This window comes from Streptoverticillium olivoreticuli subsp. olivoreticuli (assembly GCF_003391135.1).
GTDB classification, from domain to species: domain Bacteria; phylum Actinomycetota; class Actinomycetes; order Streptomycetales; family Streptomycetaceae; genus Streptomyces; species Streptomyces blastmyceticus.
This window is the reverse complement of record NZ_CP031455.1, coordinates 2,056,824-2,081,532: the sequence shown is the minus strand read 5'-3', so window position 1 is coordinate 2,081,532 and position 24,709 is coordinate 2,056,824. Positions and strand designations below refer to the sequence as shown.

Annotated in this window: 24 protein-coding genes; 15 read left to right on the top strand and 9 right to left on the bottom strand. The window is 71.5% G+C overall.

The annotated features are described in order from the left end of the window. Positions 1-35 precede the first annotated feature (35 nt). Both DXZ73_RS08690 and DXZ73_RS08685 read left to right on the top strand, forming a co-directional pair. Positions 36-650 (top strand): DUF4352 domain-containing protein, encoded by a 615-nt coding sequence (locus DXZ73_RS08690; RefSeq protein ID WP_162890122.1) that lies wholly within the window; start codon positions 36-38, stop codon positions 648-650. Positions 651-814: 164 nt separating this feature from the next. Further along, entirely contained in the window at positions 815-1,579 is a 765-nt protein-coding gene (locus DXZ73_RS08685; RefSeq protein WP_116210437.1) for a thioesterase II family protein, read from the top strand. 82 nt (positions 1,580-1,661) lie between these two features. Here the strand turns inward: DXZ73_RS08685 and DXZ73_RS08680 are convergent, their stop codons facing one another. From DXZ73_RS08680 to DXZ73_RS08670, 3 genes are all read right to left on the bottom strand, one after another. Further along, the gene (locus tag DXZ73_RS08680; RefSeq protein ID WP_240351272.1) at positions 1,662-3,803 is read right to left on the bottom strand and encodes a PIG-L family deacetylase; all 2,142 of its coding nucleotides are present in this window, start codon (positions 3,801-3,803) and stop codon (positions 1,662-1,664) included. Positions 3,804-4,093: 290 nt separating this feature from the next. Then, positions 4,094-4,780: a response regulator gene (locus DXZ73_RS08675; RefSeq protein WP_116210435.1), complete on the bottom strand. Its 687-nt coding sequence runs from the start codon at positions 4,778-4,780 to the stop codon at positions 4,094-4,096. Then, complete coding sequence (locus DXZ73_RS08670; RefSeq protein WP_116210434.1) at positions 4,777-6,051, bottom strand: sensor histidine kinase; 1,275 nt, start codon at positions 6,049-6,051, stop codon at positions 4,777-4,779. Before DXZ73_RS08670 ends, DXZ73_RS08675 begins: the two co-directional genes overlap by 4 nt. Positions 6,052-6,228: 177 nt before the next feature. Between DXZ73_RS08670 and DXZ73_RS38000 the strand changes: the two genes are divergently transcribed. The 5 genes from DXZ73_RS38000 to hemC all read left to right on the top strand — a co-directional run bounded on the left by DXZ73_RS38000 (position 6,229) and on the right by hemC (position 10,168). Further along, positions 6,229-6,393 (top strand): hypothetical protein, encoded by a 165-nt coding sequence (locus DXZ73_RS38000; protein ID WP_162890121.1) that lies wholly within the window; start codon positions 6,229-6,231, stop codon positions 6,391-6,393. Between the two features lie 40 nt (positions 6,394-6,433). Further along, positions 6,434-7,009 carry an IS607 family transposase gene (locus DXZ73_RS08665; protein WP_116210433.1) on the top strand — a complete coding sequence of 192 codons (576 nt, stop codon included), beginning with the start codon at positions 6,434-6,436 and terminating at the stop codon, positions 7,007-7,009. After that, positions 7,002-8,456: an IS200/IS605 family element transposase accessory protein TnpB gene (locus DXZ73_RS08660; protein WP_116210432.1), complete on the top strand. Its 1,455-nt coding sequence runs from the start codon at positions 7,002-7,004 to the stop codon at positions 8,454-8,456. Before DXZ73_RS08665 ends, DXZ73_RS08660 begins: the two co-directional genes overlap by 8 nt. Positions 8,457-8,584: 128 nt before the next feature. Continuing rightward, positions 8,585-9,022: a cupin domain-containing protein gene (locus tag DXZ73_RS08655; RefSeq protein ID WP_116210431.1), complete on the top strand. Its 438-nt coding sequence runs from the start codon at positions 8,585-8,587 to the stop codon at positions 9,020-9,022. Positions 9,023-9,232: 210 nt separating this feature from the next. Continuing rightward, the gene (hemC, locus tag DXZ73_RS08650) at positions 9,233-10,168 is read left to right on the top strand and encodes a hydroxymethylbilane synthase (protein WP_116215500.1); all 936 of its coding nucleotides are present in this window, start codon (positions 9,233-9,235) and stop codon (positions 10,166-10,168) included. A 34-nt stretch (positions 10,169-10,202) separates the two neighbouring features. Here the strand turns inward: hemC and DXZ73_RS08645 are convergent, their stop codons facing one another. Further along, positions 10,203-10,520, bottom strand: a complete 318-nt coding sequence (locus DXZ73_RS08645; RefSeq protein WP_116210430.1) for an ArsR/SmtB family transcription factor — start codon at positions 10,518-10,520, stop codon at positions 10,203-10,205. A 108-nt stretch (positions 10,521-10,628) separates the two neighbouring features. Between DXZ73_RS08645 and DXZ73_RS08640 the strand changes: the two genes are divergently transcribed. From DXZ73_RS08640 to DXZ73_RS08625, 4 genes are all read left to right on the top strand, one after another. Then, complete coding sequence (locus DXZ73_RS08640) at positions 10,629-11,327, top strand: SDR family oxidoreductase (RefSeq protein WP_116210429.1); 699 nt, start codon at positions 10,629-10,631, stop codon at positions 11,325-11,327. 102 nt (positions 11,328-11,429) lie between these two features. After that, entirely contained in the window at positions 11,430-12,521 is a 1,092-nt protein-coding gene (locus DXZ73_RS08635; protein WP_240351271.1) for an alpha/beta hydrolase family protein, read from the top strand. 133 nt (positions 12,522-12,654) lie between these two features. Continuing rightward, positions 12,655-13,212: a flagellar hook-length control protein gene (locus DXZ73_RS08630; RefSeq protein ID WP_116210428.1), complete on the top strand. Its 558-nt coding sequence runs from the start codon at positions 12,655-12,657 to the stop codon at positions 13,210-13,212. 114 nt (positions 13,213-13,326) lie between these two features. Beyond that, positions 13,327-14,895, top strand: a complete 1,569-nt coding sequence (locus DXZ73_RS08625) for an alpha/beta hydrolase (protein WP_240351270.1) — start codon at positions 13,327-13,329, stop codon at positions 14,893-14,895. Between the two features lie 18 nt (positions 14,896-14,913). Here DXZ73_RS08625 and DXZ73_RS08620 read toward each other — a convergent pair whose 3' ends face one another. Then, positions 14,914-15,963, bottom strand: a complete 1,050-nt coding sequence (locus DXZ73_RS08620; RefSeq protein WP_116210427.1) for a polyprenyl synthetase family protein — start codon at positions 15,961-15,963, stop codon at positions 14,914-14,916. A gap of 52 nt (positions 15,964-16,015) precedes the next feature. Further along, a complete protein-coding gene (locus DXZ73_RS08615) occupies positions 16,016-17,047 on the bottom strand; it encodes a tetratricopeptide repeat protein (protein WP_116210426.1) in 1,032 nt (343 codons plus the stop codon). Between the two features lie 342 nt (positions 17,048-17,389). On the opposite strand from DXZ73_RS08615, the gene DXZ73_RS08610 reads away from it, so the two are divergent. After that, positions 17,390-19,018 (top strand): phospholipase D-like domain-containing protein, encoded by a 1,629-nt coding sequence (locus tag DXZ73_RS08610; protein WP_116210425.1) that lies wholly within the window; start codon positions 17,390-17,392, stop codon positions 19,016-19,018. Between the two features lie 70 nt (positions 19,019-19,088). Here the strand turns inward: DXZ73_RS08610 and DXZ73_RS08605 are convergent, their stop codons facing one another. Further along, positions 19,089-20,288: a serine hydrolase domain-containing protein gene (locus DXZ73_RS08605; protein WP_116210424.1), complete on the bottom strand. Its 1,200-nt coding sequence runs from the start codon at positions 20,286-20,288 to the stop codon at positions 19,089-19,091. 206 nt (positions 20,289-20,494) lie between these two features. On the opposite strand from DXZ73_RS08605, the gene DXZ73_RS08600 reads away from it, so the two are divergent. Continuing rightward, positions 20,495-21,181 (top strand): maleylpyruvate isomerase family mycothiol-dependent enzyme, encoded by a 687-nt coding sequence (locus tag DXZ73_RS08600; protein WP_116210423.1) that lies wholly within the window; start codon positions 20,495-20,497, stop codon positions 21,179-21,181. Here the strand turns inward: DXZ73_RS08600 and DXZ73_RS08595 are convergent. Further along, positions 21,121-21,864 (bottom strand): TetR/AcrR family transcriptional regulator, encoded by a 744-nt coding sequence (locus DXZ73_RS08595; protein WP_162890120.1) that lies wholly within the window; start codon positions 21,862-21,864, stop codon positions 21,121-21,123. The two genes, DXZ73_RS08600 and DXZ73_RS08595, sit on opposite strands and share 61 nt — an antisense overlap. Positions 21,865-22,021: 157 nt before the next feature. Between DXZ73_RS08595 and DXZ73_RS08590 the strand changes: the two genes are divergently transcribed. Both DXZ73_RS08590 and DXZ73_RS08585 read left to right on the top strand, forming a co-directional pair. Continuing rightward, positions 22,022-22,804, top strand: coding sequence for a phosphatase PAP2 family protein (locus DXZ73_RS08590; RefSeq protein ID WP_116210421.1), 783 nt, complete (start codon positions 22,022-22,024; stop codon positions 22,802-22,804). A gap of 137 nt (positions 22,805-22,941) precedes the next feature. Beyond that, positions 22,942-24,129 (top strand): acyl-CoA dehydrogenase family protein, encoded by a 1,188-nt coding sequence (locus DXZ73_RS08585; protein ID WP_116210420.1) that lies wholly within the window; start codon positions 22,942-22,944, stop codon positions 24,127-24,129. Between the two features lie 183 nt (positions 24,130-24,312). Here the strand turns inward: DXZ73_RS08585 and DXZ73_RS37995 are convergent, their stop codons facing one another. Beyond that, entirely contained in the window at positions 24,313-24,459 is a 147-nt protein-coding gene (locus DXZ73_RS37995; RefSeq protein ID WP_162890119.1) for a hypothetical protein, read from the bottom strand. Positions 24,460-24,709: the final 250 nt, after the last annotated feature.

Sequence of the window (24,709 nt, the reverse complement as noted above, 5' to 3'; positions counted from 1 at the left end):
GCCGGTCAGCAGAACTCACCAGGGGGATTTCCACCATGCGCCGTCAACTCGCCGCCGTCGCGGCCGTCATGGCGATCGCCGCCACGGCCACCGCGTGCAACGAGGACACCAACGCCACCGGCGGTCAGTCGAGCAAGCCCGCCACTGCCGACAAGAGCCCTGGCCGGCAGGGATCCCAGCCCGCCGACGGCGGCAACGGCAAGGGGGACAAGGGGAGCGAGGGAGGGGTCGAGCAGCGCGGCACCGCGGCCACCCTCAAGGGGATGAAGCCCGGCGAGCAGCTCGACGTCACCTTCAAGGACTGGAACGACAAGGTCACCACGACGAATCAATTCAGCCGGCCGAAGCCTGGCGAGAAGTATGTCGCCGCCCAGTTCGAGCTGGTCAACACGGGCACGGTGCAGTACGAGGACAGCCCCCAGAACGGCGCCAAGGCCATCGACGACAAGGGTCAGAGCTACAAGGGGACCATCCTCGGGTCCGCGAGCGTGAGCCCCGAGCTGGAAGCCGGGCTCAAGCTGCCCGTCGGTCAGAAGGCCCTCGGCTGGATCGTCTTCTCGGTGCCCGAGAAGTTCAACGCGCAGACGATGCAGTTCGGCCTGAACTCCGGCCTCGCGTCGCAGTCGGCCCAGTGGTCCATCAAGAAGTGATCGGCTGAGCGCGCTCATCGGACAGGACGTCACGGCCCCATAAGGTGGCGAAGTGACGGTGTGCGGCGGGGCCTCGGCAAGAGCCCTGCCGCACAAGGCTGTTCGTCACTCTTGATCAAGTTTGTTCCGTATGCCGAATTTTCGTTGGAAGGAACGACCGACCCGTGATCGACAACACCGAGGACAACGGCCTGTGGGTCCGCAGGTTCCACCCGCGCCCGGACGCCGTCACCCGGCTGGTCTGCCTGCCGCACGCCGGTGGCTCGGCGAGCTTCTACTTCCCCGTGTCGCAGGCCATGCCGGACTCCGTCGACGTGCTGTGCCTGCAGTACCCCGGCCGCCAGGACCGCCGCGCGGAGCCGCTCATAGACAACATCCCCGACCTCGCCGACCGGGTGTTCGCCGCGCTGCTGCCGTGGGCCGACCGGCCGCTGGCGCTGTTCGGGCACAGCATGGGCGCCACGCTGGCCTTCGAGGTCGCCCGCCGCTTCGAGCGGGAGAAGGGCATCGTCCTCGCCGGGCTCTTCGCCTCCGCCCGCCGCGCGCCGTCCAGGCACCGGCACGAGACCGTGCACCAGCAGGACGACAACGGCATGATCGCCGAGCTGAAGAAGCTGAGCGGCACCGACTCGCAGCTCCTCGGCGACGACGAGATCCTGCGCATGGTCCTCCCGGCGATCCGCGCCGACTACCACGCAGCGGAGACCTACACCTACGAGCCGGGCGAGCCGCTGCGCTGCCCGGTGACCGCGATGACCGGGGACGAGGACCCCAAGGTCACCCTGGAGGAGGCCCGGGCGTGGGCCGGGCACACCGAGGGCCCGTTCGACTTCCACGTCTTCCCGGGCGGCCACTTCTATCTGGCCTCGCACCAGAAGGCGGTCAACACCCTGATGGCCGACCGGCTGCTGGCCCACCAGGGCGCCTAGCCACAACTGCCGCCGCCCTTCCCCGCGATGCGGGGAAGGGCGGCGGTCCCGCCTCACGGGGCGGTGAACTCCTCTGTGGGGACTACGACTCCAGGTCCGCCTGGGCCGTGCCGTCGTGCGACAGCCAGTCCGTGAACCCGGACTTCCCCGAGCCCGTGTGCCGGGCGCTGCTGAGCCTGCCGTCCATGCCGAGGACGACGGCGACCGTGCGGCCCTTGGCGTCCTGGGTCATCCCGGCCGTGCCGCGATGCGGAATGCCCTCGTCCAGCCAGGGGCCCGGGCGGCCCGAGCCGGCCGACAGCCGGACGAGGCCCTTGCCGTCCCGCGCGGCGAGCACGGTCACGGTCCCCGCCTGGGCGAGCGCGACGCGGCCGTAGCCGCTGACCGTCGGGCACTCCGTGGCGACCTTCCAGCCCGCGCTGTCCGTCAGCCGGTCGGCGACGACGATGCGGGAGGTGTCCGGCTGGCGCACCGCCATGCGCATGCCCCCACCGGAGAGGGGGGCCAGGGTCAGCGGGCCGGTCGTGGCGGGGAGCCGGGTCGGCTCGGCCTGCTGCAGCGGCCCGCCGGGGCCCTGGGACATCCAGTGGTGGACGGTCTTGACGTCGGCGGCGACGAGGTGGATCCGGCCCTCGCCGTCGAGCGCGGCGTCCAGACCGTCCTGGAGCTTCATCCGCGGATCGGCGGCGGGCAGCGGGGCCCAGCCCGTCCAGCCCTTGCCACCGGCGCCGCTGCGGAAGCTGATGCCGCCGTCCCAGTTGCGTACGAAGACGTGCACCGTGCCGTCCTTGGCCACGACCGCGACCGGGTAGCCCACCTCCATCGAGCGACGGGGGTCGTCCTCGGGGGAGTCGAGGGACTGCCAGGGGCCGAACGCCGGGGCGCCGCCGGGGCCCATGCCCGTCTGGAGGGCGGTGGTGACCTCGCGCCGGTGGGTTCCGCCCTTCACGGGCAGCACGGTGCGTATGGAGAACAGCTGGAGCTTGCCGTCCTCGTGCCGCACCGCCTGTATCTGGCCCTCCAGCATGGTGCCGCCGACCGCGACGGGCGAGGACCAGATGCCGCTGCCCGCCTTGCGCTCGGTCCAGCACTGGGCGGCGCCGTCGAGGATCGAGAAGGCCGCGAGCCGGCCGTCGGGCAGCGGCTGCACCCAGCGCATGGTGCCCGGGGCGCGGTGGCGGCAATTGCTCGACCAGCCGTGGTACTTGGTGGCGGACAGGTCGCCGACCTTGCGGTCGCCGCAGCCCGCGGCGTCCCCGCAGTTCTTGCCGTTGTCGGCCCAGCCGTAGATGTCCAGGAAGGTGATCTTGCGGTCGGTGGTGGCCTTGTCGAGGTTGCTGCGCAGCACGTCGACCTCGTAGCCGACATAGCTCTCGACGGCGGTGGGCCGGGAGTGCTTGCGGCCCCAGTACTCCGCGAGGGCGGCCTGGGCGAAGAAGGCGGAGCTGGTGTGGTCCTGGTGGTCGTGGCTGTAGATGCCGTCCAGGACCGGCGGGGCGTTGTGGTACTCCGGCTGCTTCGCCAGGTGGGCGGGGTTCGGGTCGAGGGTGCGGACCACGGTCGGCTGGTAGCGCTCGAAGACGGCGGCGAGCGTGTCGATCAGCTGCTGGCGCCCGTACTGGAAGGTGCGGGTGACCGGGGTCCCCGTCGGCGTGAGCGTGGTGAGCCGGGGCGTCGCCCCGAGCCACAGACCGCGCAGGCTGTCCTTGTGCGGGTACCGCAGCGCCCGCGCCTCGATCAGCTCCACGAAGATCAACTGGACGTGGGGGGCGGCGCGCAGCGTCTGGAGCTCGACCTCGAAGCCCGGCAGGAGACGCAGGGTCTCCACGTCCCAGGGGCTGAGGGAGTTGCCGGTGGCCATCTGGGCCGTGGCCGCGCGGAAGCCGTTGATCCGGGCACGGACGAACTCCGGCCGCTTCTGCGGCATGCGCTCGAAACCGCGCGTCGTCGAGAGCGCGTTGCGGCCGTCCGACTCGCCGCCGGTCAGGCATACGGTCACGGCGGGTGCGCCGCTGAGTATGGACTGCTCCAGCTCCGGGTTCATGAAGTAGAGCGAGTCGTCGGGGTGGGCGATCACATGGACGAACGACGCGGACGTCGACGCCTTCGCGGCACGCACCGGGGCGCCGTCGGTGCCGGTCTTCTTCACCTCGGGGGCGAGCCACTGCCAGGCGCCCACGGCACCCGCTCCGACGACAAGGCCCCCGCCGGCGACCTGCAGCACACGGCGACGCGGTATGTGCCCTGGCACAGGTGTCCCCCTACTCTCCTGCGCCAAGAGCGCGTAATGATCAAACGGTCGAACAAGGCGGGGGTTGGAACTGATCACCCCCTGATCGAGAGTTCGATCCTATGACCCGGCACCTGCCGTTTCCCTGCTGTTTTGTAACAGCTGCCCGTCGACCGGATGTAGGTTCCCAGGCGGTTGGGCAACACGACCCCATGGACGCAAGGCAGCGCGCGGATCGGGGGCCGATATGCGAAACCGCGGGACGCGGGGGCGCCGTGAGCGCCTCAGGCCGGGCCGGGCCGGTCCGCGTCGTGGGCGAGCAGGGCGATCTGGACCCGGTTGTTGAGATCGAGCTTCGTCAGGATGCGGGAGACATGTGTCTTGACCGTCGCCACGCTCATATACAGGGCGGCCGCGATCTCCGCGTTGGACTGCCCGAGCCCGACGGCGGCCGCGACCTCCCGCTCCCGCTCGTTCAGCGCGGCCAGCCGGGCCCGCGCCCGGCTGCCATGGGTGTCCGTCCGCTCCCCGTCCGTCACCCGGGCGATCAGCTGACGGGTCACGGTGGGGGAGAGGACGGGCGCGCCCGCCGCCACCCGGCGCACGGCCTCGACGATCTCCGCGGGCGGGGTGTCCTTGAGGAGGAACCCGGCGGCCCCGGCCCGCAGGGCGCGCAACACCTGCTCGTCCGCGTTGAACGTGGTCAGCACGATGACCTCCGGCGCCTGCTCCCGGGCACGCAGCTGCTCGGTCGCCGCCAGCCCGTCCATCGACGGCATCCGGATGTCCATCAGCACCACATCGGGTGTGAGCCGCTCGACGAGGGCGGCCACCTCGGTGCCGTCGGCCGCCTCCCCCACGATCACGATGTCGGCCGGACCGCCCAGCATGAACGACAGCCCGGCCCGGACGAGCGGGTCGTCGTCGACGAGCAGGACACGGATCGGCTGGGGTGTCGACGCGGTGGTCATACCGGCCACGGTAGCCAGCTGCGAACACGGAACCCGCCGTCGGGTGCGGGCCCGTGCTCCAGCCGCCCGCCGGCCAGCGTGGCGCGCTCGGTGAGGCCTATGAGTCCCTGCCCGGATCCGGGCACCGCCGTGCCTCCCGACACTCCGGCCGGATTGGTGACCACAACGGTGAGCCCCTCCTCCGGTGAACCCCCGACGACCACGCCCACCTCCGCGCCCGGGGCGTGCTTACGGGCGTTGGTCAGCGCTTCCTGGACGATCCGGTAGGCCGTACGACCCGTGGCCGCGGGCACCAGCAGCGGATCGGCCACCCGCTGGTCGAGACGGACCGCCATGCCCGCCTGCCGGGACTCCTCCAGCAGTCCCTCCAGCGCCGCGAGGGTGGGCTGCGGCCGGTCGGCGGCGGGCCCGGACCCGGCGCCGGGCGTGCCCTCGGAGGCGGCGGAACCCTCGGGGGCACGCAGCACCCCGATCACCTCCCGCAGATCCTGCAACGCCTGGTGCGCGCTGCTGCGGATCACCCCGGTGGCACGCGCCATCTCGGCGGGAGGCGCGTCCGGCCGGTATTCCAGGGCGCCCGCGTGCACGCACAGCAGCGACAGCCGGTGGGCGAGCACATCGTGCATCTCCCGCGCGATGCTCTCCCGCGCGAGGCGCTGGGCCCGCTCGGCCCGCAGCTCGGCCTCGGCCTCCGCGCGCACCGCGCGCTCGCGCAGCGACAGCACCAACTGCCGCCGGGACCGCACGAACATGCCCCAGCCGATCATGGTGAGGACCAGCAGCACCCCGATCGCGGACGACCCCATGAACCCCAGACCGGGATCGGGCCGGACCGCGGCCTGGACCGGCTGGCTGATCATCGCCAGCCCGCCCGCCACCGCCACCGCGCGGAACGGGCGGTGCACCGCCACGGTGAACGCGGCCACCAGCATCGCCCCCGCCGCGCACGGCGTCACGGCGCTGACCGTTGCCAGCGCCACGGCCAGCTCGGTCGGCCACCGGCGCCGCAGCCACAGCGCCGTGCAGGCCGCGGCCCCCACGATCTGATCGGCGAGGAGGGCCCCGTCCGACACCGCGGCCGCCCGTGCGTCGTCCGCCGCGAGCAGCCCGATGAGAGCGGCGAAGGCGAGGCAGACGATGTCGACCGCCCAGTCGCGCGCGGTCCGCCGCGCCCCGCCGCCACCGGCGCGGGGCTCCATGACGGCGGACGGCAGCAGCCACGGATAGGCCGCGTCCGGCTGGGGCAGGTCCTGAGCTCGCTCGCCTTTCATGACCACAAATCTACTGACCGGCCGAGCGCCCCGGGAGCGCCGGAGAGCGGCCCGCGACCAAAGTCGCACGACCGGAGACTTTGGTCGGCGAAGGCCCGGTGACCTCGCTACTTCCGACCGTGGGCCGCCATCTTCCGGGCGATGCCCGGCCGCCGGGACCGCAGGATGATCGTGGTCATGAAGAAGCTGCTGGAGGGCATCGGCGTCATCCTCCTCATGGGAGGCATCAGCACCGTCGTCCATGAATTCACGGGGTTCTTCCGGCTCTGGGCGCCGTGCGCTACATCGGATTCCTCGGATTCCTCAAGGGGTCTTCACCTGCTGGTTCTCGAAGTCGGTTAAGTGAGCGTAACCATGTATGAGTGAGTGTCGTTGTCGGGGTGTGAATCTGACGGAGTGGGCGAAGACGCAGGGCGTGCATCCGCAGACCGCGTATCGCTGGTTTCGTGAGGGGACGTTGCCGGTACCGGCTCAGAGGGTCGGACCGCGCACGATCCTGGTGAATATCGCTACCGGCACAACTCCGGAACCGGCGGGCGGCCTGGGTCTGTATGCCCGCGTCTCATCGCACGACCAGAAAGGTGATATCGAGCGGCAGTTGGCCCGGTTGTCCGTGTGGGCGGCCAGAGTCGGCGGCAGGGTCGTCCGGGTCGAGTCCGAGATCGCGTCCGGCATGAACGGGGCCCGCTCGAAGGCTCGTCGGCTGTTGGCCGACCCGAATGTGACAACCGTGGTGGTCGAGCACAAGGACAGACTTGGGCGGGTGAACGTCGAACTCGTCGAAGCCGCATTGTCCGCCTCGGGCCGTCGCCTCGTCGTCCTCGACGACGGTGAGGCCGAGGACGACCTGGCGCGGGACATGGTGGAGGTGCTGACGTCGTTCTGCGCCCGCCTATATGGTCGCCGGTCGGCGAAGAACCGGGCCCGCAAGGCGCTGGAAGCCGCCGGGCATGGCTGACTGCGGACTGCGTCCCATCGAGGTACCGTTCGTCGCGCCCGGGCCGTCCGGTGTGGCGGTACGGGACCGCCTCAAGGGCCTCACGCCTGAGGATGAGAAGGTCAGCTGCCAGCTCGCCCACATTCAGTCTCTCGAGGCCGGCGTTGGCATGGTCCGGCGTCGGCTGTCGCTACCGGTCGGAAAGAAAGGTTCCAAGCGGGCGCCGGGCGGATACCGCAGCAGGCAGGAGTGGCATGCGAAGACACGCAGCCTGTGCGTCCTTGAGGATCGTCTGGACCGGGAACGGGCCGATCGTCAGGCTGGTGTCGTGCACGTGGTCCGCGGCGGAAAGCGGCTGGCCCGCAACCGGCACAACCTTGCCGATGCAGGGCTGAGCGAGGCCGAGTGGCGTGAGCGCTGGGAAGCCGGGCGCTGGTTTCTTCAGGCGGATGGCGAGTCGGGCAAGCGGTACGGCAACGAGACGATCCGCGTGACACCCGAGGGCCGGATCAGCATCAAGCTGCCCACCCCTCTCGCCGGGCTGGCGAACGCCAGGCACGGCCGGTACGTCCTCACCGCGCGGGTGCAGTTCCCGCACCGGGGAAACGAGTGGGCCGACCGCGTGGAAGCGAACCGGGCCGTCGCGTACCGCATCCACTTCGATATGCCACGAGGGCGCTGGTACCTGACCGCCTCGTGGCAGATCCCGCCTGCCAGGACCATTCCACTCGGCGCCGCACTTGCCGAGGGCGTGGTAGGCGTGGACACGAACGCCGATCACCTGGCCGTCTGGCGCCTCGATGTCCACGGCAACCCGGTCGGCGAAGCGAAGACGTTCGGCTATGACCTGTCCGGCACCGCACAGCACCGGGAGGCACAGCTACGGCACGCCTTGATCCGACTGCTGCACTTCGCGGCCCGGCACGGGCTCGCGGTCGCGGTCGCGGTCGAAGACCTCGACTTCCAGGCCGAGAAGACCCGCGAGAAGCACGGCAGGCGCAAGCGGTTCCGAAACCTGATCTCTGGCATGCCGGTGGCCAAGCTGAGAGCCCGACTGGTATCCATGGCCGCCGAACTCGGTGTGACCGTCGTTGCCGTCGACCCCGCCTACACCTCCAGGTGGGGCGCCCAGCACTGGAAGCACCCCCTCACTAGCAAGAACAGGAAGACCTCTCGCCACCATGCGGCAGCGGTGGCGATCGGCAGGCGCGCCCTGGGGCACCCGATCCGGCGACGGACGGCACCGCCCCCGCACGACCGGAGCGATCGTGCGGGGCATCGGACCGTCCAGGCAGCACCGGTGGCTCCGGGGCGCGAGGGACCCCGTCCCCGTATTCCCGGACCACGGACACGATCCGTGCGCGCTGGAACGGAGCGAAAACGGGTGACCAGTGTGCCCAGCACCGTTCGGGGCACACGGCTGAGCATGGGTCCTGACAACAGGACTCACTCCCGCTCAGTCTTTTAGAAACGGTACGAGATATTCGCGGGCATCGTGCTCGCGGTGCTGGGCATGGCCCTGCTGATCGCCTCGGACACGGTGAAGGGCGAGTCCGGGAGTGAGACGCGGCGGGGCGTGCGCGAGAAAGGATGAAGATGGCGGACATCTCCGGGCTCGTCACGGCCCTCGGTCTCCAACCGCACGTCGAGGGCGGGTGGTTCCGCGAGACGTGGCGGACCACGGCCGAAGCCGTCCCCGACGGATACGGCGGCCCGAGGGCGTACGCGACGGGCATCTACTACCTGCTGCATCCGGGCGAGGCGTCGCGCTGGCACCGGGTGCGGTCGGACGAGCTCTGGCTGTGGCACACGGGCGGGCCGCTGCGGATACGGCTGGGAGGGGAGGGGAAGGCCCCGAGCGAGGCGGACGCCGTCGAGGCGGTGCTGGGGGTCGCGGTCGAGCGGGGCGAGCGGCCGCAGTTCCTGGTCCCCGGAGGGCGCTGGCAGTCGGCGGAACCGGCCGGCGACGAACCGGTGCTGGTCACCTGCGTGGTGGCCCCGGGCTTCGACTTCCAGGACTTCGAGGAGGTCTAGGAGGGCCGAGTCGGCGCCGGTGCGCCCGCCGGGGCACGAAGACGCCCGGGTCCATGGCTACGCGTTGGCCGCCCGGCCCGACGGCCACGGCCGCGCGCGGCCGACTTCCTCGCACACCTGCCCGAGTCGGCCAAACTCCTTGCCACACCAGTCAGATGGGCGTCAAGGCTGGACGCCGGTGAGTGCCTCCGACGGTCTATCGTGGGCGACATGTCCGCCCCTGAACTGATCCGCATCGTCTCCCGCGACTCACCCATGGCCCTGGCCCAGGTGGAGCGCGTCCGCGCCGAGCTGGCCGCGCTCCACCCCGGCATCCGCACCGACGTCGTCCCCGTCAGAACGACCGGCGACAAATGGATGGGCGACCTCTCCCAGGTCGAGGGGAAGGGGGCGTTCACCAAGGAGGTCGACGCCGCTCTCCTCGCCGGTGAGGCCGATCTCGCGGTGCACTGTGTCAAGGACATCCCCGCCGACCGCCCGCTCCCCGCGGGCACGACCTTCGCGGCCTTCCTCAAGCGTGACGACATCCGCGACGCGCTCGTCCACCCCGGCGGGCTCACCCTCGACGAGCTGCCCCCGGGCACCCGCATCGGCACCTCCTCCGTGCGCCGCGCCGCCCAACTCGCCGCTTCCCACCCGCACCTCGACTGCGTACCGATGCGCGGCAACGCCAACAGGCGGCTGGAGAAGCTCGCCGCGGGCGAGGCCGACGCCCTGCTGCTCGCTGTATCCGGCCTGGAGCGCATCGACCGCCTCGACACGGTCGCCGAGATCCTGTCCGTCGACACGATGTGCCCGCCGATCGGTGCGGGCATCCTGGCCCTCCAGTGTCGCGAGGGCGACACCTCGGTCATCGACACGGTCAGTGGCCTCGGCGACCCCGCCACCTACCGCGAGGCCACTGCGGAACGGATGTTCCTCCACGTCCTCCAGGGCCACTGCAACAGCCCCATCGCCGGTTACGCCCGTGCCGAGCGCAGCGGCGATCTGTCGCTGCGGGCGCGCGTGTTCACCCCGGACGGCAAGACGGTCCTCAACGCCCATGAGTGGGCCGGGCCTCTCGACCCCGCCACTCTGGGCACGTCGGTGGCCGTCGCCCTCCTGCGCCAGGGCGCGCGCGAACTGATCGACAGCATCGCCCACTGAACCACCGCTCGCGACGCGCCCCGGACCCCGGCCCTCACGACCGCCGGGCGGGGGCGGTCGCCGCGAGGACCGCCGTGAGCAGCCCGGGGAAGCGCGTGTCCAGATCCTCCCGGCGCAGCGAGACGGCCTTGGTTCGGCCCACCTTGTGCTCCCGGGTGATCCCCGACTCCCGCAGCACCCGCCAGTGGTGCGTGGCCGTGGCCTTGGTGATCTCCAGCGGCAGGCTGCCGCAGGTGCGCTCGCCGGGCGAGGCGTCCAGCTCGCGCACGATGCCCAGGCGTACGGGGTTGCCGAGGGCCGCCAGCACGTCCTCGATGAGCAGCTGGTCGCGGTCGGGGTGGTAGGCGCTCATGCAGGTGATTGTACGAGGCATCTCGTACTGACCGATTTGCCCGACCCTTCCGTTCGATTGTACGGTTTATTTCGTACCGTCGTACCGAAATCTGCCCGGAAGGCCCCCATGAATCCCGTTGCCATCGTCACCGCCGCCGCCTCCGGGATAGGCCGCGGCATGGCGTCCGAACTGGCCGAGGCCGGGCACCGGCTCGCCCTCCTCGACATCGACGAAGGCGTCCACGACCTCGCCCGCGACCTCGGCGCCATGGCGATGACCGGTTCGCTCACCGCGCCCGCCGACCTCGCGCGTCTCGTCGACGGCACCCTGGAGCGCTACGGCCGGATCGACGCGGTGATCAATGGCGCGGGGCACGCGAAGAACGACGACCTGCTCGACGTCACCGACGAGGACTGGCACGCCGGGCTCGACATGCTGCTGCTCGGCGTCGTGCGGATGGCCAGGCTCGTCACCCCGCACATGGAGCGGGCCGGGGGAGGCGCGTTCGTCAACCTGTCCTCGTACACCGCGTTCGAGCCGCTCGGGATGATCCCCGTCAACTCCAGCCTGCGCGCGGCCCTCACGTCGTTCACCAAGCTGTACGCCGACCGCTACGCGGCCAAGGGCATCCGAATGAACAGCATCATGCCCGGCTACGTCGACAGCTGGCCCGAACAGCCCGAGTTCCTCGCCCGCATCCCCGCGGGCCGCTACGCAACGGTCTCGGAGATCGGCAAACTCGCGGCCTTCCTGGTCTCCGACGCGGCCGCGTACATCAACGGCGAATCCATCCGCATCGACGGCGGCGCCGCCCGCTCGCTCTGATCGGGGGACCGGCCTGGCAGGCCCGCGACCGGGTTCCGTACCGTGCTGATCATGTTGAGAAGATCATCGCTTCCGCACGGTAGGACAACACGGCGGTCCTTCGTGGCCGCCGCGCTCCTGCTGGCCTTTGCCGCGCCCGCCGCACCGGCCGTCGCGGCGGACTCCCCGGGCAGGTCCGCCGTCGAGACGCCCGCACCGACGACGGGGCAGCCGCTCGGCACGAAGACCCTGCACCTGGTCGACACTTCACGCCCCGACCCCTGGAAGCCCTCCGCGGGCCACCGCGAACTCATGGTCTCGCTCTGGTATCCGGCCCTGCCGTCCCGGGTCGGCCGGGCGCCCTACATGTCGGCCGCGCTGTCGAAGGCGATGCTGGGCAGTGATGTGCTGGGCGGTGTACGCACCCATGCCGTCGCCGGTGCGCGCCCCGCGCCCGTGGCCCGGCCGCTGGTCGTCCTGTCGCCGGGCTTCCAGATGAGCCGCCTGACCCTCACCGCGCTGGGCGAGGACCTCGCCTCCCGCGGCTACGCGGTCGCCGCGCTCGACCACACCTACGAGGCGCCGGTGGAGTTCCCCGGCGGCCGCATCGAACCCTGCCTGATCTGCCAGAAGCCGGACCTGAACGCCGTCGTGCGGAACCGGGCCCAGGACATCCGGTTCCTGCTCGACCGGCTCACCGGCCCCGGTGGCGAACTGCGCGTCGACCGGCACCGGATCGCCGTCGTGGGGCACTCCATCGGCGGCGCGAGCGCGGTCGAGACGATGCGCGAGGACCCGCGGGTGGCCGCCGCGGTCAACCTCGACGGCGACTTCTTCCTCGACCCGCCCGCCAAGGGCCCGAACCGGCCGGTCCTGCTGCTGGGCGCGCGGCGGGGCGGGAACACCGAGGACTCCCGGGGCGACTGGGAGCGGAACTGGTCCCACCTGACGGGCTGGAAGCGCTGGCTCGACGTGCCCGACGGCGGGCACATGACCTTCACCGACGTCCCCTGGATCGTGGACCGCTTCGGCCGGCCCGCCCAGATCCCGCCGGAGCAGGTCCCGGGCCAGTTCGGCACCCTCGGCGGCGCCCGCGCGACCGCGCTCACCAGGGCGTACGTGGCCGCCTTCCTCGACCGGCAGCTGCGCGGCCGGCCGAGCCCGCTGCTCGACCGGCCCTCCACGGCGTATCCGGAGGTGACCATTCTCAAGTAGCGGACGGGCAAGGGGTGGTGGATGTCCGGTAACCGACTGTGGAGGACAGGTGAAGGGCGTACAGAATGCTCAGCCCCGACACCTCGGAACGGCGCCTGACATCCATTCACCCCAACCCCCGTGAGGATCCGCCATGCGCTCCGCCCACACCACGCGCCTCGCCAAGCTGGCCTCGACCGCCGGCGCGGCCGCCCTCGCCGCGACCGCGCTCCTCTGTGCTCCCACCGCCGCGCACGCCGCGCCGCCCGCCACCCACCCCGGACTGACCTGGGCGGCGATCTCCCAGGGACCCGACGGAACCGTCCACGTCGGTGGCCTCGGCGGCACCCCGAGCGACCCCTACCGGGGCGACACCCCGGCGAGCGCGGTCCGGCCCGTGCTCTGCCTGAAGGTCGACGGCAGCCCCGCGCCCGACGGCATCACCCCCGACTTCTACGCGGGCTGGGCCCAGGGCACGGTGGCGGCCAGCAGACCCGTACGCGGCTCGCGCCTCAACAGCCGGGGCGCCGCGGACAGCGTCTGCCAGGCCGAGTTCGGCGCCGGCTGGCGGATGGCCGAGTTCCACGACGGGCACTACGGGCCGGACCTCGGCGCGACCGGCGGCTGGTCGTTCTGGGCGTACGGCGACCTGCCCGTGGGCACCCGCCTGTGGACCGCCATCAACGACCAGCGCGCCAACCCCTGGGACTGATCCGCCCCCAGGGGTGCAACTGGTGCCACCCCCGGAACGGATGCCAGTGGGATCGACCGTGATCTTCCCGAACAGGAACATCTGAGGTGCAGGGAGAACACCTCAGGAGGAACGATGTTCGAGTTCAGGAAGTCGCGGTGGACCCGCTCCGCGGTGACGGGTGCGATGGCGACGGCGATCGCGGCCGCGGTGCTCCCGGTGGCCACCGCGGCCGCGAGGACCCCCGGCCCCCCGCCCGTACCCGAGCGCTACACCGCGCAGAAGCTCGCGTGGCAGCCCTGCCGGCAGGGCGACTCGCTGGAGTGCGCGCGGATGAAGGTCCCACGCGACTGGTACCACCCGGGCACCGGTGAGGACCTCACCATCGCGGTCTCGCGGCAGCGGGCGAGCGATCCGGCACGGCGTCGCGGCGTGCTGATGATGGCCGCGGGCGGTCCGGGCGGGCAGGGGCTGCCGCGCCCGGCGACCCTGGTCAAGAAGTCCCCCGAGATCGGCGCGCCCTACGACGTGGTGAGCTTCGACCAGCGCGGCGTCGGGCAGAGCTCGCGGGTGCGGTGCGAGACCGACGCCGAGTTCCAGGGCTACTTCGACGGCGACTCCCGGGACCGCTCGCCCGCGGCCGTGCGGCGCGAACTGGACAACGCCCGCAAGTTCGTGGACAGCTGCCGCGAGCGCAGCGGCAACCTGATGAACTACATCACCACCGACCAGACCGTCCACGACATGGACCTCTACCGCGCGCTGCTGGGCGAGAAGAAGGTCTCCTACTACGGCCCCTCCTACGCCACGGTGATCGGCGCCTACTACGCGACGGAGTTCCCGCAGCGCGTCGAGCGCGTCGTGCTGGACAGCAACATCGACTTCACCGGCACCTGGGAGGGACACGAGAAGGGCCAGCCGCTGAGCTTCCAGCGCCGCTTCGAGCAGGATTTCCTGCCCTGGCTCGCGAAGAACGACGGCACCTATCACTACGGGAGCACCGCCGCCGAGGCCCGGGCGAAGTACGAGAAGCTCCGCCGGCAACTACGGGACCACCCGCTGCCGATCGCCGGGGGCAAGGCCCTCGTCGACCCCAACCGGCTCGACAGCGTCGTGATCTCGGTGATGTACAACGGGGAGAACTTCCCCGGCCTGGCGAAGTCGCTCGCCGTCCTCGACCACTGGGACCGGGCGACCGCCGAAGAGAAGGCGATGATCGACAAGGGCTTCGGCCAGTCCCCGAGCGCGGACTTCTTCGCCGAGTTCTTCTCGGTGACGTGCGCCGACACCCCGTGGAACCGCGACATCGGCCAGTGGACGAAGAGCGCGGCCGAGGACAGCGGGAAGTACCCGCTCGCCGGCGCCCGGGAGCTGACGTACACCGCCGTCTGCGCCAACTGGCCCGAGGCCGGGGCGCCGCAGATCAAGGTCACCGGCAAGGGGCTGCCGCCCGTCCTGATGGTCAACGGCCGCCACGACCCGGCGACGTACTACGAGGGCGCGGTGCGCGCGCACCGCGCGCTGCGGGGGTCGCGGCTGGTCACGGTCGACGGCGGCGACCACGGCCAGTACCAGGACGGGAGCGCCTGCGTGGACTCCGTCGTGAATGACTACCTCCTCAAGGGCACGATGCCCTCGCACGACATCACGTGCGAGGGGGCGCCGTTGCCCTCGCTCTCGCGGGAGGCGGGTCGGAACGGCTAGGTCCGCCCCCTTCGCGCCTCACAGCTGTCGGTCCAGGAAGTATTCGGAGAGCGCCACGATTTCCCGTGTCGCGCTCTCCGCCAGCGGCACCGCGGTCAGGCAGTCGCGCGCGGCGGCCACATGGCGGCGGGCGTCCTCCAGGGCGAAGTCCCTGCCGCCCGCTCCTTCCACGATCGCGGCCGCGCGCTCCGCGTCGGCGGTGGACAGCGGCCCCGGCGAGCCGAGCAACCGGCCGAGCCGCTCGGCCGCCGTGTCGTCCAGGGCCATCGCGGCCAGCACGGGCAGCGTCTTCTTCCGGCGGCGCAGATCGCTGTGCACCGGCTTGCCCGTGGTCCGCGGGTCGCCCCAGATCCCGAGCAGGTCGTCGACCACCTGGAACGCCAGCCCCAACTGCCGCCCCGCCTCGGACAGCGCGCCCACCACCGGCGGCGCGGCACCCGCGAGCACCGGCCCCAGCGCCATCGCACACCCGAGCAGGGCCCCCGTCTTGCGGTCCGCCATGGCCCGGTAGTCGGCAAGGCCCACCGCCTTCGGCCCCGTCCACGGCCGGGTCTCGAAGAGCAGGTCGTCGGCCTGACCGTGGACCAGATCGCCCAGGGTCTCGGCGAGCCGGCACACGGCCGTGGCGCCGTGCTCACCACCGGCCCCGGCCAGCGTCCGCACCCCGAGGGCGAAGAGCGCGTCGCCCGTCAGCACCGCCGGTCCCGTGCCGAACGCCTTCCACACGGTGTCCCGATGCCGCCGCCGCTCGTCACCGTCCATGATGTCGTCGTGCACCAGCGAGAAGGTGTGGATCAGCTCCACCGCGACCGCGGCGGGCACGGCCAGCTCCGCGGGCGCGCCCACCGCCTCGGTGGCGAGGAGGGCGAGCGCCTGCCGTACGCCCTTGCCGCCGGAGCCCGTGCTCGGCGTGCCGTCGGCGTCGCACCAGCCGAGCGAGAACGACGCCATCCGGCGCGGCTGGGGGTGCAGGCTCGCCACGGCCGCCCTGAGCGCGGGTTCGACCGATTCCCGGCAGCGCGCGAGGGCGCTGGGCGCGGTCGTCCGTGGTCCGGCGTGCGTGGTCATGGAAGCTCCTGTGGTGGACCGGTTCGGGTACGGCGGACGGGGGCGGGTGCGGTCAGCCGGCGGCCAGGACACCCAGCTCCGCACGGGCCTTGTCGACCATGTCCCGGGCGTGCAACAGACCGATCCCGCCGAGCGTGCGGTGGAGCTCGTCGAGGTCGGCGGCGGTCTCCGCGGTGTCGCGGCCCAGCCGGGCGCGGGCCTTGACCCACCCCAGCCGGGCGAGCGCCGCGCCGCGCGGCTCGTCCATGGCCCGGAACTCCTCCAGGGCGCCGCTGTAGCACGCCTCGGCCTCCGCGTAACGGCCCGCGCGGAAGAGGACGTTGCCGCGCATCTTGTGGTTGTACGCCAAGGCGCTCACCAGCCGCATCTCCCGGCAGGTGGCCTCCGCCTCCGACAGCAGCGCCAGCGCCCGCCCGGTCTCGCCCCGCAAGGACAGCACGTCCGCTATGCCCCGCAGCGCCCAGGCGCGGCCCCGGGCGTCGTCGGCGCCGCCGGCTATCGAGGCCGCTTCCTCGAACATCGCCAGGGCCGTGTCGTACGAACCGGTGTTGCGGTGCATCTGCGCGATGCCCTCGAGCGCCCACACCGTGTGCCGGGCCTCGCCGCGCCGTCTGGCCTCCGCGAGGAGCTTCTCGTGCAGCTCGCCGACGGCCTGGTAGTCCCCCTGGATGCGGCCCGTCTCGGCGAGCCCCGCGAGCGAGTAGCCGCGGGCGACGACGTCCCCGCCCTGCTCGGCGAGTTCGGCGGCCAGCGAGAGCCACCGCCAGGCCAGGGCGAGGGCGCCGCGCTGCCGGGCGAGGGTCCCGCCGCTCCATACCGCCCAGGCCATCGCCCCGCGGTCCCCGGCCCGCCGCGCGGCCCGGTAGCTGGCCTTCCACGCGGCCTCCGCCTCCGCGACGCGGCCCAGCCGCCGGCATGCCTCGGCGACGGCGAGCCCGGCGTGCGCGGACTCCAGGGCTGCGCCCTGGAGTTCGGCCTCCCGACGCCGCGTCAGGGCCGTCTCCAGGACCTCTTCGAGCGAGGCGTTCACCGAGAGGCCGCCCAGTGAGCCCCGGTACTCGGGTGCGAATGCCTTGCCGTACATGGTGTGCCTCACTTCGGGTCGATCGACGGCGGGTCAGCCGCTGATCAAGAAGCTATGGCCGGGGGCGGCAGGGCGGCATCCGTCCAGGAGTCGGTGTGCCGTACATCTGAGGACCGGTCACCGGACCCCGGGTCATACGAGAGATGTACGAATACCCCTGACGGCTCTCAGGGTTGCGCCCCTGTGAAAGCGGTGGATTCCCGTGGTTGTCAAGGCCCGCAAGCATGATCTTCCGGGCAGCCGTGCGGGGGGTCCGTACCCTTCGGCGGAGGGACGGCGCGGCCCCGTGGGGCTGATAACTTCAAGGTGTTGAACACTTGACACCTCGATAAGGATGCAAAATTGGCTCGCCACCGGCTCCGCCGTTTAAACCGTCTCGCAGGGTGCGCGGCGGCCTCGGCCATCGCGCTCGCCGTGCTGCCCGCCTCACCGGCCCTCGCTGATTCCGCCGACGGCCCGGGCACCCCGCACCTCGACGCCGTGGAGCAGACGCTGCGTCAGGTCTCGCCGGGACTCGAAGGCGATGTGTGGGAGCGGACCAGCGGCAACAAGCTGGACGCCTCCACCGCCGACCCGACCGACTGGCTGCTCCAGACCCCCGGCTGCTGGGGCGACGACAAGTGCGCCGAACGCCCCGGTACGAAGCGGCTGCTCGCCAAGATGACCGAGAACATCTCCAAGGCGAAGCGCACGGTCGACATATCCACGCTCGCGCCCTTCCCCAACGGCGCGTTCCAGGACGCGATCGTCGCCGGTCTCAAGTCCGCCGCGGAATCCGGCAACAAGCTGAAGGTCCGGATACTCGTCGGCGCCGCCCCGGTCTACCACTTGAATGTGGTGCCGTCGAAATACCGTGACGAGCTCAATTCCAAGCTGGGCAAGGCCGCGGGCGACGTCACGCTGAATGTCGCGTCGATGACCACGTCGAAGACCGCTTTCTCGTGGAACCACTCCAAGCTCCTCGTCGTGGACGGCCAGTCGGCGATCACCGGCGGCATCAACGGCTGGAAGGACGACTACGTCGACACGGCCCACCCGGTGTCGGACGTCGACCTCGCGCTGACCGGCCCCGCCGCCGGTTCCGCGGGCCGCTACCTGGACCAGCTCTGGTCCTGGACGTGCCAGAACAAGAGCAACGTCGCGAGCGTCTGGTTCGCCTCGTCCAACGGCGCCGACTGCATGCCGACGCTGCAGAAGGACGCGAACCCCCAGGCGGTCCCCGCCACGGGCAATGTGCCGGTGATCGCCGTCGGCGGCCTCGGCGTCGGCATCAAGGACAAGGACGCCTCCTCGTCCTTCCGCCCGGACCTGCCGAGCGCCTCCGACACCAAGTGCGTCGTGGGCCTGCACGACAACACCAACGCCGACCGCGACTACGACACGGTCAACCCCGAGGAGAGCGCCCTGCGCGCGCTCGTCGGCAGTGCGAAGAAGCACGTCGAGATCTCCCAGCAGGACCTCAACGCCACCTGCCCGCCGCTTCCGCGCTACGACGTCCGCCTCTACGACGCCATCGCCGCGAAGATGGCCGCCGGGGTGAAGGTCCGCATCGTGGTCAGCGACCCCGCCAATCGCGGCGCCGTCGGCAGCGGCGGCTACTCGCAGATCAAGTCCCTGTCCGAGGTCAGCGACCTGCTGCGCAACCGCCTCGCGCTGATCACCGGCGGGCAGCAGGGCGCCAAGGCGGCGATGTGCTCCAACCTCCAGCTCGCCACCGCCCGTAGCTCCGACAGCGCCAAGTGGGCCGACGGCAAGCCGTACGCGCAGCACCACAAGCTGGTCTCCGTGGACGACTCCGCCTTCTACATCGGCTCCAAGAACCTGTACCCGTCCTGGCTCCAGGACTTCGGATACATCGTGGAGAGCCCGGAGGCGGCCAAGCAGCTCGACGCCAAGCTGCTCGCCCCGCAGTGGCAGTACTCGAAGGCGAGCGCCACGTTCGACTATGAGCGCGGCCTCTGCCAGGGCTGACCCGGCCCACGACAGATGAAGGCTCCTGCCGGACGTCCGGCAGGAGCCTTTCCGCACGGTCGGCGCGATGTCAGTGCATCGTCGCCAGCGCCGCCGACAGGTGCGACGGCGCGGCGCCGGGCGCCTTGCCGCAGTACTCCGCCTCGATCAGGGCGCCGGTGTCGCCCGTCCAGTCGGCGTTGAAATTGAAGGCCGCGGTGTGCCGTCCGTCCGGTGTCGAGGAGACGACCGACGTGGATCCGGGGATCCCGCCGTCGTGTGCCCACACCTGCACCCCGCACGACAGCGTCCCGGTGAGGACACCGAGGCCGTACGCGAACCCGGGGCTCCCCGTCGGCACCGTGGTGAGCAACTCCCGCTGCTGGCGCTCCGGGAGGAGCTTCCCGCCGAGCAGCGCGTGGTAGAAGCGGTTGAGGTCGCCGGTGGTGGAGATGATCTCGCCCGCGGAGGACGCCCACGAGGGGTTGAAGTCGGTGACGTCGTGGATCTTCGCGTCCGGGGCGTCGTCCAGCTTGCCGTATGCCCGCCCGTGCGGGTCCGGCATCCACGGCGAGGTGCCCGGCAGCGTCGTGGCCCGCAGGCGCAGGGGCTCGATGACGCGCCGGGTGATCTCGGAGGCGTACGACCGGCCGGACACCTTTCCCGCGATCATGCCGGCGAGGACGTAGTTGGTGTTGGAGTAGTGCCAGCCCTTGCCGGGCCCGAAGTCCGGCGCGTGGGTCATGGCGATGTCCACCAGCTGCCGCGGGGTGTGGACGTCGAAGCGGTGCCGGTAGAAGTCCTTGGTGAGCGTCTTGAGGAGATCCGGGTCCTCGGTGTAGTTGTAGATCCCGCTGGTGTGGTTGAGGAGTTGACGGACCGTGATGCCGCGCCCGTCGTGGCCGTGGCCGCGGACCACGCCCGGCAGCCAGTGCTCGACTGTGTCGTCGAGCCGGATCCTGCCCTCGGCCTCCTGCTGGAGGAGGACGACGGAGACGAATGCCTTGGTGATGCTGCCGACCCGGAAGCGGTCCTGCGCCGCGCGCGGCCGCTGCGTGGTGCGGTCCGCGACCCCGGCGGACCCCTGCCAGACCCCGTCCTCATCCACGCTCCGCCCCAGCACCCCGGGCACCCCGGCCCGTACCTGTGCCTCCATCGCGGCCCGGGTCGCGGCGTGCGGGTCGGTGCCGCGGCCCGGCGCGGCCGAGGCGGGTGCGGTGAGGGCGGTCGCGGTCACCGCGGCGGTGACCAGCGCGCCCACCAGTGCTCTGTGAATCGTGCGTACCTTCATGCTCTGCGGTCCCTCCGCTTCGATGGACAGTGCACGGGGCAGGACTCGTCCAACACCCTGCCAGTTGAGCCGCGTTGACCGCGGCGGGCGGAATCCGGCCATGCGGCACTCTGCGTGCCTGAAGGGAGCGCCCGGCGGTGTCCGGAGCGCCCAAAGGCGACTAAAATGGGCATTCGGTCGTGCGGGGCGTGATGGTGGTGAGCGCAATGGACGTCGAAGAGGTCTGGCGGACGACCGGCGCCGAGCGCCGGAGCCTCGCCGACCTGCTGGACCGGCTCTCCGACGAGGAGTGGGAGCGCCTCTCCCTCTGCGAGGGCTGGCGCGTACGCGACGTCGCCGCCCACCTCGCCCTGTCGCACACCGGCCCCGGCGCCGCGCTGATCGGTCTCGTACGGGCGCGGGGCAGCTTCCACCGCATGGTGCGCGACACCGCCCGGCGCTACGCCGCGCGGCGGCCCACCGCGGCGCTGGCCGCCGAGATCCGCGCGACGGCCGCCTCCCGCCGCCACGCCGTGGGGACGAGCCACCTGGAGCCGCTCCTGGACGTCCTCGTGCACGGCCAGGACATCGCGCTGCCCCTGGGCAGGCCGCGCGAGATGCCGCCGCAGGCGGCGGCCGTCGCCGCCACCCGCGTCTGGACGACGGGCTTCCCCTTCCACGCCCGGAAGAACCTGTACGGGCTGCGGTTCGCCGCGACGGACACCGAGTGGGCCGCGGGGGAGGGCCACGAGGTGGAAGGGCCGATCGGCTCGATCCTGCTGCTGCTCACCGGCCGCCCGGCCGCCCTCGACCGGCTGTCGGGGGCGGGGGCGGAGGAGCTGCGCCGCCGCCCTCAGTGGGAACCGGGCGCAGGGAGCACCCCGTCGAGGATGTGCCGCACGCCCCGGAGGTAGTGGTTCCGCCCCTCGGTCCCGGCCGGGGCGGCCGCCGATGGGAGGCCGGGCCCGCCCGGCCGTGGCACGGTCGCGAGGATCTGCCCGGCCGTGTAGTACCAGATCGTCCGGTGCGCCTCGACCGCCCGCTCCCGGCTGAGCCCGCAGCCGACGAGCGCTCCGACGATCTCCTCCGTCATCCACACCGCGGGCATGTCCGTCGGCTCCCCGCGCGCCACGATGGGCACCACCCACGGGTTGCTCACGAAGGCCTGGTGCATCAGCCCGCAGACCGTGGCCAGCCGCTCCCGCGGTTCCTCGGGCAGCTCCGGCCGCGGCAGCGCGCGGGCGGCGTGCTCAAGGGTCAGCGTCAGCAACTCGTCCTTGTCCCGTACGTGGTGATAGACCGCCATCGCCGTGCTCCCCAGCGCACTGGCCAGCCGGCGCATCGTCAGATTCTCCGCGCCCTCCTTGAGGATGATCTCGTAGGCGGCGGTGACGATGTGCTCGCGCGACAGCCGGGACGGCCGTCCCCGCTTCGGGCGTTGGGGTGTGCTGCCGGTCAGTGTTCTGCCCTCTCTCGTACGCGTGCCGCCGGGTCCGCCGCCGACGGGGGCGCAAGGGCGCCGGGTGACGGTGTTCCGGATCTTCGCAGGCGTTTGAGGATACTGTTTCCGTATGTGTACGGTAACGCGCCGTCGCACTCCGGGGGTCCGGCCGGTGAAGGGGGAGCGGGGCGAGCGGGCGTCGCGTGTAGCTTTGCGTACAGCCGTGCCGACGACCCGCGCGGCATTGCGCTCGTCACCTGCGCGTGTACTGCTGTGCCGGTACCGCCCTACCGATACAAAGGACGCCCCACCCATGCCGTACGTGCGCCACTGGTTGCGCAACTCCATCCTGCTGTTCGCGCTCGCGATCACGCTGGGACTGGTCGCCGCGCACACCCATCTGATCCAGCCGCACGACCTCCAGCTGGACCGCACGATCCAGAAGCTCCGCACCGGCTGGCTGAATCACACGATGGAGGGTGTCAGCTACCTGGCCTCGCCGGTGGCCGGAGTCGTGATCCTCGCGCTCTGGAGCGGCTGGCTGCTGTTCGTGCGGCGGCGGCCGATGCGCGCGGTGGCCACCTTCCTCGTCGTCGCGATCGGCTGGAACGGCACGCAACTGGCGAAGGCCGTCGTGGCCCGCCCCCGGCCGCCCCGGGAGTTCATGCTCGACCCCGAGATCGGCTCCAACAGCTTCCCCAGCGGCCACACCGCCTTCACCGTCGCCGTGGCGGTCGCCGCGTACTTCCTCCTGCGGGAGAGCCGCCACCGGCGGACCGCCGTGGTCTGCGGCGTCCTCGCGGTGCTGCTCGTCGCCTTCTCCCGGATGTACGTCGGCGCCCACTACCCCACGGACACGTTCGGCTCGGTGCTGATCGCCGGTTCCGCGATCTTCTTCGTGACCGGCGTCTGGCACGCCTGGGCGCTGCCGCGACTGCACCGGCTGCCGCTGATGGAGCGCTACGGACTCTCCCGCGAGCTGGGCGAGGGCGACGCGGCGCACGTCCACGGGGCCGTACCCGGCGGGCGCAGGCGGGCGGCGGGCAGCGGCCCCGCGTCCACCGGCGGGCGGCACCGCAAGCACGCGGGGCGCTGACGCCTCCACCACAACCAGCGGGCCGGTCGCCAGTGGCGGCCGGCCCGCCGTCGTTCCCGGCGCCTTCCGGATTTCTGCAACGGGTTCTAGTGTGTGCGCCGTCACCCGCGGCGACGGCGCGACCCTACGGAGGGCCCATGGACCTCAGCCACACACCCGAGCAGCGGCGGTTCCGCGCCGAACTACGGGACTACTTCGCCGGCCTCGTCCCCGACAACGCCTACGCCCGGCACACCGACCCCGCCCTGCAGAAGCGCTTCTACCGCGACACCATCCGCCGGCTCGGTGCCGACGGCCGCCTGGGCGTGGGCTGGCCGAAGGAGTACGGGGGCAGCGGGATGACCCCGATGGAACAGTTCGTCTTCTTCGACGAGGCCGCACAGGCCGGGGTGCCCCTGCCGCTCATGGCGCTCAACACCGTCGGCCCGACGATCATGCAGTACGGCACCGCGGAGCAGAAGGCGTACTTCCTGCCGAGGATCCTCTCCGGGGAGATCGACTTCGCCATCGGCTACAGCGAGCCCGACGCGGGCACGGACCTCGCCTCGCTGAAGACCCGCGCGGTCCGCGACGGCGACGACTACGTCGTCAACGGACAGAAGATCTGGACGACCAACGGCGACACCGCCGACTGGATCTGGCTCGCCGTGCGCACCGCGCCCGCCGAGGACGGCGTACCGCCCCACCGCGGCATCAGCATCCTCCTCATGCCGACCAGCGCCCCCGGCTACTCCTGCACCCCCATCGACACCCTCGCCTCCCACGGCACGACCGCCGGTTACTACGAGGACGTCCGCGTCCCCGTCCGCAACCGGGTGGGGGAGGAGAACAAGGGCTGGCGGCTGATCACCACCCAGCTCAACCACGAGCGCGTCACCCTCGCTGCCCATGGCACCACCGCCATCCGCGCCCTGCGCGACGTCCGCCGCTGGGCGGCGGCCACCCGGCTGCCCGACGGCCGCCGCGTCGCCGACCTCGGCTGGGTACGCGGCCGGCTGGCCCGCACGCACCTGCGCCTCGACGCGATGAAACTGCTCAACTGGCAGATGGTGGACGCCCTCCACCGGGGCACCCTCACCCCGCAGGACGCCTCGGCCGTCAAGGTCTACGGCTCCGAGGCGCGCCGCGACGCCTACGCCTGGCTGATGGAGGTCCTCGCCGCCGCGGGCCCCCTCAAGGAGGGCTCGGCGGGCGAGGCCCTCCACGGCGAACTCGAACGCGGCTACCGCAGCGCCGTCATCTTCACCTTCGGCGGCGGCAACAACGAGATCCAGCGGGAGATCATCTCCTGGATCGGCTTGGGCATGCCGCGGGTGCGGCGGTGACCCGGTGTGGCGACAGGCGATAGTTGACACAAACCAGGGCTCTCATGTGGACACGGGCTCGGAGCTCGCGGCGTCGACGAGGGCGGCGGAGGGTTCGGCAACAGACGAGGCTTCGATCTGGAGCCGGGCGTAGTGGAACGCTATGCGGGCGAGCAGGGAGCTGACCTCGTCGGTCAGCTCCTGTCAGGCGTCTGACGAGGCGGACTCTCCGCCGGTGTAGCGCCACTGGTACTCCAGGAACAGGTGCGTGCGGACGATCTCGACCAGTTCGAGAAGGCTCTTCGAGCTTGTCCGGCGATGCTCATCAGGGTCGTCGGCATCCAGAGGCACAGAGCATCGTCACCGCTGTAGCGGTGCTTTGACGCTGCGCCGAGGGTTGGCGTTGACGCGAGGGAAGCCCTGGGGTGGTTGGCCGTAGGTGGGGTATCAAGGCTCGTCTAAGAAGCGGCTTCCACATCCTCGGCATGCCGATCACACACCAGATCTTCGATGCCGACGGCCGCACCCTGAACGACCACTGGAAGGGCAGCCCGCAGGCTTACCTGGGCGCCATGGTGGACGGGATTTCCGAACGTCGTCC

Excerpts from the sequence above, each read along its gene's own strand:
- DXZ73_RS38000 (WP_162890121.1), top strand. The coding sequence starts at position 6,229 with ATGAAGAAGCTGCTGGAGGGCATCGGCGTCATCCTCCTCATGGGAGGC.
- DXZ73_RS08660 (WP_116210432.1), top strand. The coding sequence starts at position 7,002 with ATGGCTGACTGCGGACTGCGTCCCATCGAGGTACCGTTCGTCGCGCCC.
- DXZ73_RS08615 (WP_116210426.1), bottom strand. The coding sequence starts at position 17,047 with ATGTACGGCAAGGCATTCGCACCCGAGTACCGGGGCTCACTGGGCGGC.
- DXZ73_RS08670 (WP_116210434.1), bottom strand. The coding sequence starts at position 6,051 with ATGAAAGGCGAGCGAGCTCAGGACCTGCCCCAGCCGGACGCGGCCTAT.
- DXZ73_RS08600 (WP_116210423.1), top strand. The coding sequence starts at position 20,495 with ATGGACGTCGAAGAGGTCTGGCGGACGACCGGCGCCGAGCGCCGGAGC.
- DXZ73_RS08590 (WP_116210421.1), top strand. The coding sequence starts at position 22,022 with ATGCCGTACGTGCGCCACTGGTTGCGCAACTCCATCCTGCTGTTCGCG.
- DXZ73_RS08585 (WP_116210420.1), top strand. The coding sequence starts at position 22,942 with ATGGACCTCAGCCACACACCCGAGCAGCGGCGGTTCCGCGCCGAACTA.
- DXZ73_RS08675 (WP_116210435.1), bottom strand. The coding sequence starts at position 4,780 with ATGACCACCGCGTCGACACCCCAGCCGATCCGTGTCCTGCTCGTCGAC.
- DXZ73_RS08640 (WP_116210429.1), top strand. The coding sequence starts at position 10,629 with ATGAATCCCGTTGCCATCGTCACCGCCGCCGCCTCCGGGATAGGCCGC.
- DXZ73_RS08605 (WP_116210424.1), bottom strand. The coding sequence starts at position 20,288 with ATGAAGGTACGCACGATTCACAGAGCACTGGTGGGCGCGCTGGTCACC.
- DXZ73_RS08625 (WP_240351270.1), top strand. The coding sequence starts at position 13,327 with ATGTTCGAGTTCAGGAAGTCGCGGTGGACCCGCTCCGCGGTGACGGGT.
- hemC (WP_116215500.1), top strand. The coding sequence starts at position 9,233 with ATGTCCGCCCCTGAACTGATCCGCATCGTCTCCCGCGACTCACCCATG.
- DXZ73_RS08690 (WP_162890122.1), top strand. The coding sequence starts at position 36 with ATGCGCCGTCAACTCGCCGCCGTCGCGGCCGTCATGGCGATCGCCGCC.
- DXZ73_RS08620 (WP_116210427.1), bottom strand. The coding sequence starts at position 15,963 with ATGACCACGCACGCCGGACCACGGACGACCGCGCCCAGCGCCCTCGCG.
- DXZ73_RS08630 (WP_116210428.1), top strand. The coding sequence starts at position 12,655 with ATGCGCTCCGCCCACACCACGCGCCTCGCCAAGCTGGCCTCGACCGCC.
- DXZ73_RS08645 (WP_116210430.1), bottom strand. The coding sequence starts at position 10,520 with ATGAGCGCCTACCACCCCGACCGCGACCAGCTGCTCATCGAGGACGTG.
- DXZ73_RS08655 (WP_116210431.1), top strand. The coding sequence starts at position 8,585 with ATGGCGGACATCTCCGGGCTCGTCACGGCCCTCGGTCTCCAACCGCAC.